This window comes from Stenotrophomonas sp. a6 (assembly GCF_030913325.1).
GTDB lineage: Bacteria > Pseudomonadota > Gammaproteobacteria > Xanthomonadales > Xanthomonadaceae > Stenotrophomonas > Stenotrophomonas maltophilia.
Genome location: NZ_CP133161.1, coordinates 1,105,808 through 1,118,911, shown reverse-complemented (window position 1 = coordinate 1,118,911; position 13,104 = coordinate 1,105,808). Strand labels below are relative to the sequence as shown.

Sequence of the window (13,104 nt, the reverse complement as noted above, 5' to 3'; positions counted from 1 at the left end):
GGGTCCTTTCCATGCGGTGCGGCCACCGTACACCATCGGCCCGTGGTGGCCGCGGCAAAACCAGGCGCCGGAAATGAAACTGCCCGGCGACACAGCCATGTGTCGTACCGGGCAATCGTTACGTCCTTGTCGGCCTGCTGCCGCCCCCTCGCATCCTGCGCTGTGGGGGTAGCGTTGCATCCTGCACGCGGCCGCGTCTGTCCTGTTTGTATCTCAGCCCCTTCCACAGGTCTGTGATGCCACCATCCTGGTGATTGGTGCCGCGTCCTGCGGCGGTCGGTGGTCACGGCCGTCCTGTCCGTGACCGCTGAACCAGCTTCCTGCCGGTTCCGACGATTCCTGCTGTCAGCGCCTCGGTACGGTCCGCACCGGTACCGATCCGGGTACCGGATCCGCCGGCAACAACCTGTTGCCTACGGTGATCCGCTGTCGATTCCGTTCGACGATTGCTTTCCCTATCCCCTTCACCTGCGTCAGGTCCTCGACGCGATGAAACGGGCCGTGTCTGCGCCGGTGCTCGACGATCGCCTCGGCCTTGGCGGCTCCGACCATCGTCAATCCCTGCTGCAGCGCCTGGGCATCGGCGCGGTTGATGTCGATCGGTTCGGCGGCATGCGCCCCAGCGATCCCCATGACCAGCACCAGTGCCCTCAACACGACAAACCAAGGCACAACGTGTATCTCCCTGTGATTCTGGCCGCCCCGACCGGCAATCCCGTCGGTAGGAACAGTGTCCGTCACCACATGCACACAGCCTATCGGTTTCCCGGATTTCCGTAAGCCAGCCAAATACCCGACGTGATGTAGGAAAAACCCTACCCGTGGCACAGGCGTAGAATGGCCGCATCAGCCCATGCAACCGGAGTTTCAGATGGACAGCGCCAAGCTCGGCCAATTCGTCAATGACAAGTGGGACAGCGAGATCGTCCCGCAGTTGGTCGACTACATCCGCATTCCCAACAAGTCGCCGATGTTCGACGCCAATTGGGTGCAGAACGGCTACATGGAACAGGCGGTCACGCTGATGGAGAACTGGGCCAGGGCCCAGCAGCTGCCCGGCCTGAAGGTTGAAGTGGTGCGCCTGGAAGGCCGTACGCCGCTGATCTTCCTGGAAATTCCGGCCACCGGCGCCGAGACCGGCGACGACACCATCCTGCTCTACGGCCACCTGGACAAGCAGCCGGAAATGACCGGCTGGGACGACGACCTCGGCCCGTGGACCCCGGTCCTGCGCGGCGACAAGCTGTATGGCCGCGGCGGCGCCGATGACGGCTACGCCATCTTCGGCTCGCTGGCCGCCGTGCTGGCGTTGCAGGCCCAGGGCCTGCCGCACGCGCGCTGCGTGGTGCTGATCGAAGCCTGTGAAGAGTCGGGCAGCTACGACCTGCCAGCCTACGTCGACCACCTCGCCGACCGCATCGGCAAGCCGTCGCTGGTGGTCTGCCTGGATTCGGGCTGCGCCAACTACGACCAGTTGTGGTGCACCACCTCGCTGCGCGGCCTGACCGGCGGCAATTTCACCGTGAAGGTGCTCAACGAAGGCGTGCATTCCGGCGATGCCTCCGGCGTGATCCCGTCCAGCTTCCGCCTGCTGCGCCAGATCCTTTCGCGCATCGAGGACCAGGAGACCGGCCGCATCCTGATCGACGGCATGAACGTCGAGATCCCGGCCGAACGCCTGGAACAGGCCAAGCGCGCCGCCGAAGTGGTGGATACCGAGATCTTCGAGAAGTTCCCGATGGTCGACGGCCTGCGCCCGATGAACGAGGACCTCACCGAGCTGGTGCTCAACCGCACCTGGCGCCCGGCGCTGTCGGTCACCGGCGTCGGTGGCATGCCGCCGCTGGAATCGGCCGGCAACGTGCTGCGCCCACAGACCTCGGTGAAGCTGTCGCTGCGCCTGCCGCCGACGGCCGATGGCAAGACCTGCGGCGAGCTGCTGAAGGAAGCGCTGCTGCGCGACCCGCCGAACGGCGCGCAGGTCACCCTGGACCTGGAAAAGGCCTCCACCGGCTGGAACGCCCCGGCCATGGCGCCGTGGCTGACCCAGGCCATCGACGACGCCAGCCAGGCCTTCTTCGGCAAGCCGGCGATGTACATGGGCGAAGGCGGCTCGATCCCGTTCATGGGCATGCTGGGCGAGAAGTTCCCGGGCGCGCAGTTCATGATCACCGGTGTGCTCGGCCCGCACTCCAATGCGCACGGCCCGAACGAGTTCCTGCACATCCCGATGGGCAAGAAGGTCACCGCCTGCGTGTCCAAGGTGATCAGCGAGCACTACGCGGCCAGCCTGCGCGGCGAGACCAGCGGTTCGCCGGTGGCTGCCGACAGCGGCACCCGCCACGGCGACCACGGCTGCTGCTGATCCGGCACCCGTGACGGACGCAGCCTGGCCTTGCTAGGCTGCGTCCACCCTTGGCGGAAATCGCGCGCATGAATGGTCTGTTCGGCAGCAGCAGCTGGCTCTACATCATCCTGGTCGGCTTCTTCGTCGGCCTGCTCGGGCGTTTCTTCATGCCCGGCAACAACCGCATGGGCTGCCTGCTGACCATCGTGCTGGGCATCCTTGGCGCCCTGGTGGCCGGCTGGTTCGGCCAGTACATGGGCTGGTACGCCCCCGGTGAGCCGGCCGGTTTCCTCGGTGCGGTAGTGGGTGCGGTGGCCGTGCTGGCCGTGCTGCGCCTGTTCAGCGGCCGTCGCTGACCCCGTCCCTCCTTCCCTTCCTGTTCCCGACGTTGGCGCGCCCGGCGCGCCCGGATATGCCTGCATGACCGAACCCGCCTCCGATCCCCAGCGCAGCGCGCAGCGCCTGCAGTGGGCCCGTACCCAGCTCGATGATGCCAACGCGGTGGTCGAACGCGCCTCGGTCGATGCCGGCATGCGCAGCTACTGGCGCGCCACCAGCACGCGCGGCAGCCACATCGTGATGGATGCCCCGCCGGGGCTGGAAGATCCGAGGCCGTGGCTGCGCATGCGCGGCCTGCTGCACGACAACGGCCTGCGCGTGCCCGCGCTGCTGGCGCAGGATCTGGATGCCGGCTTCCTGCTGCTGGAAGATCTCGGCGGCCCGACCCTGGCCAGGATCCTCGACGAGCGCAATGCCGATGAATGGTTCGGCCGTTCGATCGAACAGCTGCTGCATCTGCAGGCGATCCCGGTGCCGACCGACTTCGGCCAGTTTGGCGAAGCACTGCTGCAGCGCGATGCCGGCCTGTTCGACGAATGGTTCCTGCAGCGCCACCTGAACCTGGAGCTGGACTGCGGCGAGATCGAAGGGCTGCAGCTGGTACACCGCCGCTTGATGGACAACGCGCTGGGCCAGGCCCAGCTGATGACCCACCGCGATTACATGCCGCGCAATCTGATGCCGGTCGAAAATGGTCCCGCAGTGCTGGATTTCCAGGACCTGGTGCGCGGCCCGATCGCCTACGACGCGATGAGCCTGTTCAAGGACGCGTTCCTTAGCTGGCCGCTGGAGCGTGTGGACGAGTGGCTGGCGCAGTACCACGAGCGTGCCCGTGACGCCGGCCTGCCGGTGCCCGACCGCGCCACCTTCCTGCGCGATGCCGACTGGATGGGCATCCAGCGCCACGTGAAGATCCTGGGCCTGTTCTGCCGGCTGCGTTACCGCGACAACAAGGGCCATTACCTCGACGACGCACCGCGCTTCATCACCTATCTGGATGAAGTGCTGCCGCGCTATCGGGAACTGGCACCGCTGCAGCAGCTGCTGGACGAGCGCATCAAGCCGGCGCTGGCCGAGCTGGGTGCACCGATGCGCGTGGCCCGATGAAGGCGCTGGTCTTTGCCGCCGGCCTCGGCGAGCGCATGCGCCCGCTGACCCTGCACACGCCCAAGCCGCTGCTGGAAGTGGCTGGCAAGCCGTTGATCGTCTGGCACCTGGAACGCCTGGCCGCACTCGGCGTGCGCGAGGTGGTGGTCAACACCGCATGGCTGGCCGAACAGTTCCCGGCGACGCTGGGCGATGGCAGCCAATGGGGCCTGCGCCTGCATTTCATGTACGAAGGGCAGATCCCGCTGGAAACCGGCGGTGGCATCCTCAACGCCCTGCCAGTGCTGGGCGATGCCCCGTTCCTTGTGGTGAACGGCGACATCTGGACCGATTTCGATTTCGCCACGCTGCCGCGCGAGCCGCAGGGCCAGGCACACCTGGTGCTGGTCGACAATCCGGCGCAACACCCCGACGGTGACTACCGACTCGATGCGCAGGGCCTGCTGCACCACGACCGCGCAGGGCCGTGCCTGACCTATGCCGGCATCGGCGTGTATCGCCCCTCCATCGTGGCCGACTGGCGCACGGTGATCGGCGATGCGCCGGGTAGCGAGCGTGTTCCGCCGAAGTTCTCGGTGGTGCCGCTGCAGAAGCATTTCATGGCGCAGGGGTTGATGACGGGGCAGCACCATCGCGGGCGTTGGACCGATGTCGGGACGGTGGATCGCCTGCGCGCGCTGGATGTGGAGTTGGCAGCGAACGGCTGAGCCCCTCGTGGCTGGATGTTTTGAGAGCAGAAGCCTTGCTTGGCCGGGCGGGGTGGATTCGCGGGGGACGCCATGAACCCGTCCCTGGGGGCTTGGCCGCGGCATCCATGCCGCGGACACCCCCGCGAACCCACCCCGCCCGGCCTCTGACAGTTTCCGTGGGCGTCCAGCCACGGAAGAAAGGAAAGAAAGGCAAAAGCGGGTCGCTTCGCTGCGCTTGCTCCGGTGACGACCAACGGTCGTCACCCACCACAAGCAAGACACGTGTCGACCAAGGTCGACACCCACCAACAGCAGTGCAGTACGCAGTCCCGGCAGACCGCGGGAAGCTGTCGAAGGCGGGGTGGGTCCGGTTGCGGGGGCGTGAGCCGCATGGATGCGGCGACCGAGCTTACATGGACGTACTTGCAGCGCCCCCCCGCAACCGGATCCACCCCGCCATCCCCACGGATAGCCCGCTTTTGACGTTGACGTTGCTTCTGCGGGTGCAGGGCGTAGCCCTGCAAACAAACCCCACCCTCAGTAGCGGGGCCGGCCTTCTTCCAGCACCTGGCGCAGGAACGGCACGGTGATCCGCCGCTTCGCCGCCAGCGACTCGCGGTCCAGCCAGTCCAGCAGCGTGATCAACCCACCCAGCTCGCGCCCGGTGTGCGACAGCAGCCACTCGATGGATGCCTCGTCGATCGCCAGACCGCGTCGCAGCGCGCGTTCGCGCAGCACCGCTGCCCGCCCCTCCTCATCCAGCGGCTGCAGCAGCACGCGCACGCACTGGCCCAGCCGTGAACGCAGGTCCGGCAGCACCAGGCCCAGCGCTTCCGGCGCCTTCTGCGCCGTGTACAGCACGGTCACGCCCGCGGCGCGCGCGCGGTTGTGGAAATCGAACAGCGCGATCTCGTCGTCGCGGTTGCCTGCAACCTCGTCCAGGCCGTCCAGCGCCACCAGCTCACGCGCCTCCAGCCCATCCAGCGCCGCACGCACGCGGCCGGCGGCACTGGCCAGCGGCACATAGGTCGGCAGGCGCCCTGCCTGCTCGGCGCTGGAACACATCGCCAGCGCCTGGTGGGTCTTGCCCGTGCCCGCCGCACCTTCCAGGTAGACCCAATCGTGGCTGGCACCCACCGCGATCGCGCGCAGCTGCGCCAGCGCGCCATCCGGCGCGCCGATGAAGGTCTCCAGGCGCTGGTCCTGCGGGTAATGCAGGGCCAGCGGCAGTTGCGGCACACCCATCACTTCAGGTCGGGGCCTTTTTCGTTCGGAACGATGATATGGGGCGCATCGACCACGCCGTCAAGCACGATCGCCGGCTTCTCGCCCACGTACAGCTCGCTCTGGCGGTAACGCTGGTGCGCGTAGCGCAGCAGCACGTTGGTCACCGCCGCCACCGGCAGCGCCAGCAGCATGCCGAGGAAGCCGAACAGCTGGCCGCCGGCCATCACCGCGAAGATCACCGCCACCGGGTGCAGGCCGATCTTGTCACCGACGATGCGTGGGGTCAGTACGTAGCTCTCCAGCAGCTGGCCCACGGTGAACACCACGCCGACCAGGATCAGCAGCTTCAGGTCGAAGCCCTGTGCCTGCACCAGCGCGGCGATCACCGCCATCAGCACGCCGGTGGTCGCGCCCAGGTACGGGATGAAACTGATCAGACCGGCAATCAGGCCGATCAGCAGGCCCAGCTTGAGGCCGACCAGCGACAGGCCGCCGGCATAGATCACGCCCAGTGCCAGCATCACCAGGAACTGGCCGCGGATGAACGCACCCAGCACCTCGTTGGACTCACGCGCCAACGCGCTGATGGTGCCAATGTGGTTGCGCGGAATCACCGACGCCACGCGCTCGACCAGCTTGTCCCAATCACGCAGGAAGTAGAACGCCAGGATCGGCAGCAACAGGATGTTGACCACCCAGGTCACCATCGCGAAGCCGGAGCGCGAGACGTAGCCCATGAACGTGGTGGCGAAGCCGCCGGCCTGCTGCCAGTGGCTGCGCACCCATTCGATCAGGCGGTCCGGGTCCAGCCACTGCATCACTTCCAGGCCGGTCTTCTGCTCGAACCAGGGAATCCCCTTCTCCATCAGCCACGCCTGTGCCTGCGGGGCAACCGCGATCAGGGTGGTGATCTGGCGCTCGATCATCGGTACCAGCACCAGCAGCAGCGCCACGATCACCAGCACCATCGCCGCAAACACCAGCACTACGCCTGTCATGCGCGAGCGGCCGGTGGCCTCGATGCGGTCCACCAGCGGGTCACCCAGCCAGGCCAGCGCCAGCGCCAGCACGAACGGGGTCAGGATCGGCGCCAGCAGCCACACCACCCAGCCGATCAGGCCGGCGAACAGGATGTATTTCAGGCGGCGCAGGAACTGCGCGATTTCCGCTTCCGGGGTCAGAGTCATCGCAGGCGGTACTCGTTGCTGACCGGGGCGGCCACCGGAGTACCGGTGGTGTCGTCGATCGGAGCGGGCAGGGCCGGCAGCGGAGCGCTCGGCGCCAGCACGCCGTTGTCGCCCAGCATGCGGTTGAAGCCGGCCAGGCCGGTGGTCATCTCCAGGTTCAGCTCCAGCTGGCCAGCCGAGGCATGCAGGGGGGTGACATTGCGCACCACCGGCACCTCGCGCAGGCCGGCGGCCAGACGCAGGTAGTCGTCGGCGCTGTTGATGCCGGTGACCACCACACGGTAGGTCCCGGCCTGACCGACGGCGGCGCCGGCCTTGGCATAGCGTTTGACCAGCGCATCGGCGGCGCCGTCGGCACCGGCCGCCATCGCGCGCATGGCGTTGGCGTCCTTGCTGGTCCACTTGTTCAGTTCACGGCCGTTGTCGACGAACACCCAGTCCGCCTGCCAGCCGCCATTGGCGCGGTACAACTTGCCGATCAGCTGCATCGGCGGCGAGTAGCGCGAGGAGGCACGGGCCACGGCGGCACTGTCCTGGCGCCAGATCGCACCCGCCAGCGCCTGTTCGGCGGCGCCACCACTGGGCAGGCCCAGCTTGTAGCCCCGCTCGATGGCGCGGTTCAGCAACGGCCGGGCGGCGTTGGCCTGCTGCACGCTGACCAGGCGCGGGCCACTGCCATCGTCGACAGCCAGCCACAGCACCGGCTTCGGTCGCGGCTGCGGCCACAGCGGCAGGCCCAGCGCCGACACCAGCGAGTCGACATCATCCTCGCGGAAGCGGGCCACCAGCAGGGTACGGAAGCTGGGGGCGCCACTGGCGCCCACGCTCTGGTCCTGCTTGTAGTCGTAGCTGGCCACGTAGTCCTTGGCGTTGCGCAGCGCCTGCACCACGCCGGGGCGGGACATCACGCTGCGGTCGCCGGACAGCTTGCCCAGTACCACGCTCAGGGCGCGGGCCAGGGCGCCGTTGCGATCGGCCTCGGCTTGGCTGTTGACGGGCACTTCGGCCTCGTACGCGCCACTGGCGGTGGCGACATCACCCTCGGTGCGAAGGCCGCTCTGGGCCATCGTGGCCACCGGCAGGCTCAGCGCAAGGAGCAGGGTCAGAATCAGGCTGCGGCGCATCAGGACATCCATTGGCTCGACGTATCCGGGGGAATTGTTGCCCGAATACGGCCTTTGCGCCAATGCGGCCTGTTAAAATCGCCCGTTCAACCCCTGCCAGCGCCGACGCCCGTGACCAACACCCCGTCTTCCGCCCCCTCCCCCCTCACCTATCGTGACGCGGGGGTCGATATCGACGCCGGCAATGCGCTGGTCGAGCGGATCAAGCCCCTGGTCAAGCGCAGCTTCCGCCCGGAAGTGATGGGCGGCCTGGGTGGCTTCGGTGCCCTGTTCGACCTGTCCAACAAGTACCGCGAGCCGGTGCTGGTGTCGGGTACCGACGGCGTGGGCACCAAGCTGAAGCTGGCCCACCAGCTGAACCGCCACGATACGATCGGCATCGACCTGGTCGCCATGTGCGTGAACGACGTGCTGGTGCAGGGCGCCGAACCGCTGTTCTTCCTGGACTACTTCGCCACCGGCAAGCTGGACATCGACACCGCCGCAGCGGTCGTGGGCGGCATCGCCAACGGCTGCACCGAGGCCGGCTGTGCGCTGATCGGCGGCGAAACCGCTGAAATGCCCGACATGTACGCCCCCGGCGAATACGACCTGGCCGGCTTCACGGTCGCCGCGGTGGAGAAGAGCGAGCTGAAGGACGGCGCCAGCGTGGCCGCCGGCGACGTGCTGATCGGCATCGCCTCCTCCGGCCCGCACTCCAACGGCTACTCGCTGGTGCGCCGCATCTACGACCGCGCCGGTCGCCCGGCCGATCTGGAGCTGGAAGGCGGCGTGAAGCTGGTCGATGCGCTGATGGCACCGACCCGCCTCTATGTGAAGCCGATCCTGTCGCTGCTGAAGTCGCACGGCGAGGCCATCCATGGCATGGCCCACATCACCGGCGGCGGCCTGACCGAGAACATCATCCGCGTAGTGCCCGACGGCCTCGGCCTGGACATCCAGGCGTCGTCATGGGCCCTGCCGCCGGTGTTCCGGTGGCTGCAGAAGGAAGGCGCGGTGGCCGACAGCGAGATGTGGCGCACCTTCAACTGCGGCATCGGCTTCGTGCTGATCGTCGCAGCGGACCAGGTGGCTGCCGTTTCCGATGCAGTCAAGGCGCAGGGCCTGGAGCACTGGACCATCGGCCAGGTGGTCACCGCCGAAGGCGCCGAACGCGTCCACATCGGCTGACGCCGGCAACCCAGGAGCCCCGCATGGACGCAACGCCCCCTTTGTCGCCCGCCCCCGTGCCGCCGCCGCTGGCGACGGTACCGCCGTTCAGCGCGCAGGATGCCGACCACCTGCGCATGCTGGCCATCGCACACTACGTGGTCGGTGGCCTGATCGTGCTGTTCTCGCTGATCTTCATCCTGCACATCGTGATCGGCATCGCCGCGTTGACCGGCAGCCTGCCGATGAAGTCCGGCGGCGAGCCCTCCTCGCTGGAGGAACAGCGCCTGATGGGCTGGGTGTTCACCGTTCTCGGCTGCGTCGTCGTGTTCGGTGGCATCACGCTGGGCGCGTTCGTGGCCTATGCCGGCCGCTGCCTGTCCCGCCGCCGTCGCCATCTGCTGTGCCTGATCGCGGCTGGCCTGGCTTGCCTGTTCACGCCGGTCGGCACGGTGCTGGGGGTGTTCAGCCTGATCACCCTGCTGCGCCCGCAGGTCAAGGCCGCCTTCGACCTTCCCGCCGCGACCGCATGACCGCCTCCGGCAATCCACCGCCGCTGCCGCATCAGACCCTGGCGCAGCTGCAGCTGACCAGCCATCTGCAGACACTGAGAGTGCTGTTCTACGCCCTGGCCGGTTTCCACTGGGTCGCCGCGGTGGCGTTCCTCGGCCTCAGCGGCTGGGTGGCCCAGTCGCGCGGGTTGGAGGATGCCTGGATGCTGACCACGGTCTATGCGTCCATCGCCGTGCTGGCCGCCGTGCTGGGGTTCGTGCAGCTGCACACCGCGCGCCAGCTGTCACATCGCACCGGGCTGGCCTGGTGCCAGCGCGCGGCGTGGCTGGGCGTGCTGGCTGGACCACTGGGCATGGCGTTGGCCGCCTATGCCTGGGTGTTCCTGTCCAAGCCGGAAATGGCTGCGCTGTTCGACCGCGGTGATCACCTCAGTGCCTGAACCTGCCGGCAGACGCCCCGTCCTCATCTGATCGATTTCCCATGTCCGCGCCTGCCCTCCCGACGTCTGATTCGCCCACCACCCGCCGCTTCCCGGTCCCGAAGAAGTGGGCTTTCGCCGCCGTACTGGCGGTCTTCGCGATCAGCTGGATCCACCCGCTGTGGCCCATCGAGCAGGCCCTGCACAGCACGCTGACCGTGGTCGGTCTGGCCGCCCTGCTGTGGGTTGACCGCCGCGGCGGCTGGCTGGGCAACGGCGCCTTCATCGCCATCTGCGGCTTCATCGCCCTGCACTGCGTGGCGGCGCGCTGGCTGTATTCCAACGTGCCCTACGACGCCTGGGCGCAGATGCTGACCGGCTGGTCGCCGAATGCGGCCTTCGGCTGGCAGCGCAACCATTTCGACCGCCTCATCCACTTCCTGTTCGGCGTCTGCTTCACCCCCGCACTGCTGCAGCTGGCCCGTCATGCGTGGCCGGCGCTGCGCCTGGGCCAGGCCTTCACCCTGGCGGTGATGACGGTGATGTGTGCCAGCCTGGTCTACGAATGGTTCGAATGGGCCATCGCGCTGGCGCTGTCGCCGGATGCCGCCGAAGCCTACAACGGCCAGCAGGGTGACATGTGGGATGCGCATGCCGACATGCTGATGGCGACCGTCGGCAGCCTGCTGACCTGGCCTCTGATCCGCCGGAGTTGCCTGCAATGACCGCCCCAACCCGCATCGCTGTGCTCGCCTCGGGCCGCGGCAGCAACCTGCAGGCCATCCTCGACGCGATCGGCAGCGGCCGCCTGCCGGCCGAGGTGGTCGGCGTGTTCTCCGACCGCCCCGCCGCAGAGGCCCTGCTGCGTGTCGATGCCGGCCTGCGCTGGGCGCATGCACCGAAGGAATTCAGCGACCGCGCCAGCTACGAGCAGGCGCTCGGCGATGCGCTTGCCGCGGTACAGCCGGACTGGATCGTCTGTGCCGGCTACATGCGCATCCTTGGTCCGGCCTTCGTGCAGCGTTTCGATGGCCGCCTGGTCAACATCCACCCGTCGCTGCTGCCGCTGCACAAGGGCCTGGACACCCACGCGCGGGCGCTGCAGGCCGGTGACGCCGAGCATGGCGCCAGCGTGCACCTGGTGGTCCCCGAACTGGATGCCGGCGCGGTGCTGGCGCAGGCCCGCGTGCCGGTGCGGCCCGGCGATGACGCGCAGGCGCTGGCCGCACGCGTGCTTGCGGTGGAGCATCCGCTGCTGATCGCCACACTGCAGCTGCTGTGCGAGGGCCGCCTGGCTGAACGGGAGGGTCAGCCCTGGCTGGACGGTCACCCCCTGTTTAGCCCCTTGGCCCTAGATTCCGCCGGAAACCTGAACCGGTAACGCTCTTGCACACGCCCCGCTGACTGCGGGGCTGGCATCCTGCCCCCTCCTGCGGTTCCTGTCCTCCATGAAGACCACGACGCTGCTGTCCACTTCACTGCTGTTGTCGCTTGCCGTGCTTCCCGCTGTGGGCTGGGGCCAGGCGCAGCCGCCTGCGGCTTCACCGCCGCCCACACCCGCTGCGCTGCCACCGAACGAGCCCAGTGTGCCGCTGTTGCCGGCACTGGCCTGGGAGCCGCCGCCGCTGCAGCCGTTCACCGCCACCTACCAGGCCTTCTACAAGGGCAAGGAAGCGGGTGATGCCAGCATGCAGGTCACCCACACCGGCGGCAGCCAGTGGCGCGTGGACATGCAGGTGGTCGGCCGCCGCGGCTTTGCCAGCGTGCTCGGCCTGAACATCGAGCAGAGCACGGTGTTCGAGGAGCGCAGTGGCGTCTACGCACCGCTCAGCCAGAGCACGGTGCGCAAGGGCCTGTTCCTGGGCAAGAAGGCCGTGGGCACTTACAACTGGCAGGCCGGCACCGCGCAATGGACCGGCGACGTCAAGAAGGAGCGCGCGCAGCCGATCCCGCTGCGGGCCGGCGACCAGAGCGCGCTGCTGATCAACCTGGCGATCATGCGCGATGCGCGTCCGGGCGCCACCATGCATTACCGCTACGTGGACATGGGCAAGGTCCGCGAACACGACTACCAGGCCGCGCCGCAGACCGAGAACGTCGAGGTCGGCGACCTGTCCTACAACGCGCTGCGGGTCTACCGGACCAACGGTGGCAGAAACGAAACCATTCTCTGGATCGCCAACGGTGTCCCCACCCCGGTGCGCATCCTGCAACGCGAAGACGGCGAAGACCGCGTCGACCTGCGCCTGATCGAATACCAAGGAGTCTGAGCATGAATACCCTGACCCGCCCCCTCACCTGGATCGCAGCCGCTGCCCTGACCGTGGCCAGCCTGCCGGCCATGGCCCTGGAACCGTTCAAGGCGGATTACCTGGCCAGCTACATGGGCATGCAGGCCAACGGCACCATGACCCTGGCCAGCGAAGGCAGCAACAAATGGCGCTACAGCCTGCAGGTGAAGAACCAGCTGGCCGACCTCAGCCAGAGCACGGTGTTCGAGGAAGTGCGTGGCCAGCTGCGCCCGCTCAGCAGCCAGGATCGTTCGGCACTGCTGGTGAAGAAGCGCAACGTGCAGGCCAACTACAACTGGACCAGCAACCAGGCCACCTGGACCGGCGACATCAAGCCGGACCGTGCGGGCCCCATCGCGCTGAAAGCAGGCGACATGGACGCGCTGCTGATCAACCTGGCGATCGCCCGTGACCTGGCCGCCGGCAAGCCGCTGACCTATCGCATGGTGGACGAAGGCCGGATCAAGAACATGACCTACCGCGTGATCGGCAAGGAATCGATCACCGTGGCCGGCAAGAGTTATGAGGCGACCAAGGTCTCGCGCGCCGATGGCAACAAGGAGCTGATCGCCTGGATCGTGCCGGACTTCCCGGTGCCGGCGCGCATGCTGCAGCGTGAGAGCGGCCGCGATGCGCTGGACCTGACCATCAAGGCGATGAACTGAGTGCCGGGGTCGGATCCCATCCCCTCGGGGATGGGCTCTGACCCCGGT

General features: G+C 67.8%; 15 protein-coding genes. 11 read left to right on the top strand and 4 right to left on the bottom strand.

What is annotated here, in order from left to right; all coding sequences use genetic code 11:
• Nucleotides 1-345 precede the first annotated feature (345 nt).
• Nucleotides 346-633 carry a helix-hairpin-helix domain-containing protein gene (locus Q9Q79_RS05205; RefSeq protein ID WP_043034217.1) on the bottom strand — a complete coding sequence of 96 codons (288 nt, stop codon included), beginning with the start codon at nt 631-633 and terminating at the stop codon, nt 346-348.
• A gap of 238 nt (nt 634-871) precedes the next feature.
• Here Q9Q79_RS05205 and Q9Q79_RS05200 point away from each other — a divergent pair, with 238 nt between their 5' ends.
• The 4 genes from Q9Q79_RS05200 to murU all read left to right on the top strand — a co-directional run bounded on the left by Q9Q79_RS05200 (nt 872) and on the right by murU (nt 4,500).
• Nucleotides 872-2,365 carry a M20 family metallopeptidase gene (locus tag Q9Q79_RS05200; protein WP_005408412.1) on the top strand — a complete coding sequence of 498 codons (1,494 nt, stop codon included), beginning with the start codon at nt 872-874 and terminating at the stop codon, nt 2,363-2,365.
• A 68-nt stretch (nt 2,366-2,433) separates the two neighbouring features.
• Nucleotides 2,434-2,703, top strand: coding sequence for a GlsB/YeaQ/YmgE family stress response membrane protein (locus Q9Q79_RS05195; RefSeq protein WP_005408411.1), 270 nt, complete (start codon nt 2,434-2,436; stop codon nt 2,701-2,703).
• 64 nt (nt 2,704-2,767) lie between these two features.
• The gene (locus Q9Q79_RS05190) at nt 2,768-3,793 is read left to right on the top strand and encodes a phosphotransferase (protein ID WP_012479354.1); all 1,026 of its coding nucleotides are present in this window, start codon (nt 2,768-2,770) and stop codon (nt 3,791-3,793) included.
• Entirely contained in the window at nt 3,790-4,500 is a 711-nt protein-coding gene (gene murU, locus Q9Q79_RS05185; protein WP_201861905.1) for an N-acetylmuramate alpha-1-phosphate uridylyltransferase MurU, read from the top strand. Before Q9Q79_RS05190 ends, murU begins: the two co-directional genes overlap by 4 nt.
• 519 nt (nt 4,501-5,019) lie before the next feature.
• Here the strand turns inward: murU and hda are convergent.
• Genes hda through Q9Q79_RS05170 form a run of 3 tightly spaced genes read right to left on the bottom strand, consistent with a single transcriptional unit; the run spans nt 5,020 to nt 8,032 of the window.
• Nucleotides 5,020-5,727, bottom strand: a complete 708-nt coding sequence (hda, locus tag Q9Q79_RS05180; protein ID WP_032966477.1) for a DnaA regulatory inactivator Hda — start codon at nt 5,725-5,727, stop codon at nt 5,020-5,022.
• Entirely contained in the window at nt 5,727-6,896 is a 1,170-nt protein-coding gene (locus tag Q9Q79_RS05175; RefSeq protein WP_005408407.1) for an AI-2E family transporter, read from the bottom strand. Before Q9Q79_RS05175 ends, hda begins: the two co-directional genes overlap by 1 nt.
• Complete coding sequence (locus tag Q9Q79_RS05170) at nt 6,893-8,032, bottom strand: DUF2066 domain-containing protein (protein WP_005412509.1); 1,140 nt, start codon at nt 8,030-8,032, stop codon at nt 6,893-6,895. The genes Q9Q79_RS05175 and Q9Q79_RS05170 overlap by 4 nt, the downstream gene beginning before the upstream one ends.
• Before the next feature lie 99 nt (nt 8,033-8,131).
• On the opposite strand from Q9Q79_RS05170, the gene purM reads away from it, so the two are divergent.
• The 7 genes from purM (at nt 8,132) to Q9Q79_RS05135 (ending at nt 13,056) form a co-directional block, all read left to right on the top strand.
• Nucleotides 8,132-9,190: a phosphoribosylformylglycinamidine cyclo-ligase gene (gene purM / locus Q9Q79_RS05165; RefSeq protein WP_033835549.1), complete on the top strand. Its 1,059-nt coding sequence runs from the start codon at nt 8,132-8,134 to the stop codon at nt 9,188-9,190.
• 23 nt (nt 9,191-9,213) lie between these two features.
• Nucleotides 9,214-9,702 carry a hypothetical protein gene (locus Q9Q79_RS05160; protein ID WP_005408404.1) on the top strand — a complete coding sequence of 163 codons (489 nt, stop codon included), beginning with the start codon at nt 9,214-9,216 and terminating at the stop codon, nt 9,700-9,702.
• Nucleotides 9,699-10,121: a hypothetical protein gene (locus Q9Q79_RS05155; protein ID WP_005412507.1), complete on the top strand. Its 423-nt coding sequence runs from the start codon at nt 9,699-9,701 to the stop codon at nt 10,119-10,121. Before Q9Q79_RS05160 ends, Q9Q79_RS05155 begins: the two co-directional genes overlap by 4 nt.
• Before the next feature lie 41 nt (nt 10,122-10,162).
• Nucleotides 10,163-10,825 carry a DUF2238 domain-containing protein gene (locus Q9Q79_RS05150; RefSeq protein WP_060380282.1) on the top strand — a complete coding sequence of 221 codons (663 nt, stop codon included), beginning with the start codon at nt 10,163-10,165 and terminating at the stop codon, nt 10,823-10,825.
• The gene (gene purN, locus Q9Q79_RS05145; RefSeq protein ID WP_005412505.1) at nt 10,822-11,481 is read left to right on the top strand and encodes a phosphoribosylglycinamide formyltransferase; all 660 of its coding nucleotides are present in this window, start codon (nt 10,822-10,824) and stop codon (nt 11,479-11,481) included. The genes Q9Q79_RS05150 and purN overlap by 4 nt, the downstream gene beginning before the upstream one ends.
• A gap of 67 nt (nt 11,482-11,548) precedes the next feature.
• A complete protein-coding gene (locus Q9Q79_RS05140) occupies nt 11,549-12,370 on the top strand; it encodes a DUF3108 domain-containing protein (protein ID WP_005412504.1) in 822 nt (273 codons plus the stop codon).
• 2 nt (nt 12,371-12,372) lie between these two features.
• Nucleotides 12,373-13,056 (top strand): DUF3108 domain-containing protein, encoded by a 684-nt coding sequence (locus tag Q9Q79_RS05135; protein WP_005408399.1) that lies wholly within the window; start codon nt 12,373-12,375, stop codon nt 13,054-13,056.
• The last annotated feature ends 48 nt before the right edge of the window (nt 13,057-13,104 follow it).

What these genes read in the sequence shown, in the direction of transcription:
- Q9Q79_RS05205 (WP_043034217.1), bottom strand. Translation starts at nt 633, where the DNA reads ATGGGGATCGCTGGGGCGCATGCCGCCGAACCGATCGACATCAACCGC.
- Q9Q79_RS05200 (WP_005408412.1), top strand. Translation starts at nt 872, where the DNA reads ATGGACAGCGCCAAGCTCGGCCAATTCGTCAATGACAAGTGGGACAGC.
- Q9Q79_RS05195 (WP_005408411.1), top strand. Translation starts at nt 2,434, where the DNA reads ATGAATGGTCTGTTCGGCAGCAGCAGCTGGCTCTACATCATCCTGGTC.
- Q9Q79_RS05190 (WP_012479354.1), top strand. Translation starts at nt 2,768, where the DNA reads ATGACCGAACCCGCCTCCGATCCCCAGCGCAGCGCGCAGCGCCTGCAG.
- murU (WP_201861905.1), top strand. Translation starts at nt 3,790, where the DNA reads ATGAAGGCGCTGGTCTTTGCCGCCGGCCTCGGCGAGCGCATGCGCCCG.
- hda (WP_032966477.1), bottom strand. Translation starts at nt 5,727, where the DNA reads ATGGGTGTGCCGCAACTGCCGCTGGCCCTGCATTACCCGCAGGACCAG.
- Q9Q79_RS05175 (WP_005408407.1), bottom strand. Translation starts at nt 6,896, where the DNA reads ATGACTCTGACCCCGGAAGCGGAAATCGCGCAGTTCCTGCGCCGCCTG.
- Q9Q79_RS05170 (WP_005412509.1), bottom strand. Translation starts at nt 8,032, where the DNA reads ATGGATGTCCTGATGCGCCGCAGCCTGATTCTGACCCTGCTCCTTGCG.
- Q9Q79_RS05160 (WP_005408404.1), top strand. Translation starts at nt 9,214, where the DNA reads ATGGACGCAACGCCCCCTTTGTCGCCCGCCCCCGTGCCGCCGCCGCTG.
- Q9Q79_RS05155 (WP_005412507.1), top strand. Translation starts at nt 9,699, where the DNA reads ATGACCGCCTCCGGCAATCCACCGCCGCTGCCGCATCAGACCCTGGCG.
- Q9Q79_RS05150 (WP_060380282.1), top strand. Translation starts at nt 10,163, where the DNA reads ATGTCCGCGCCTGCCCTCCCGACGTCTGATTCGCCCACCACCCGCCGC.
- purN (WP_005412505.1), top strand. Translation starts at nt 10,822, where the DNA reads ATGACCGCCCCAACCCGCATCGCTGTGCTCGCCTCGGGCCGCGGCAGC.
- Q9Q79_RS05140 (WP_005412504.1), top strand. Translation starts at nt 11,549, where the DNA reads ATGAAGACCACGACGCTGCTGTCCACTTCACTGCTGTTGTCGCTTGCC.
- Q9Q79_RS05135 (WP_005408399.1), top strand. Translation starts at nt 12,373, where the DNA reads ATGAATACCCTGACCCGCCCCCTCACCTGGATCGCAGCCGCTGCCCTG.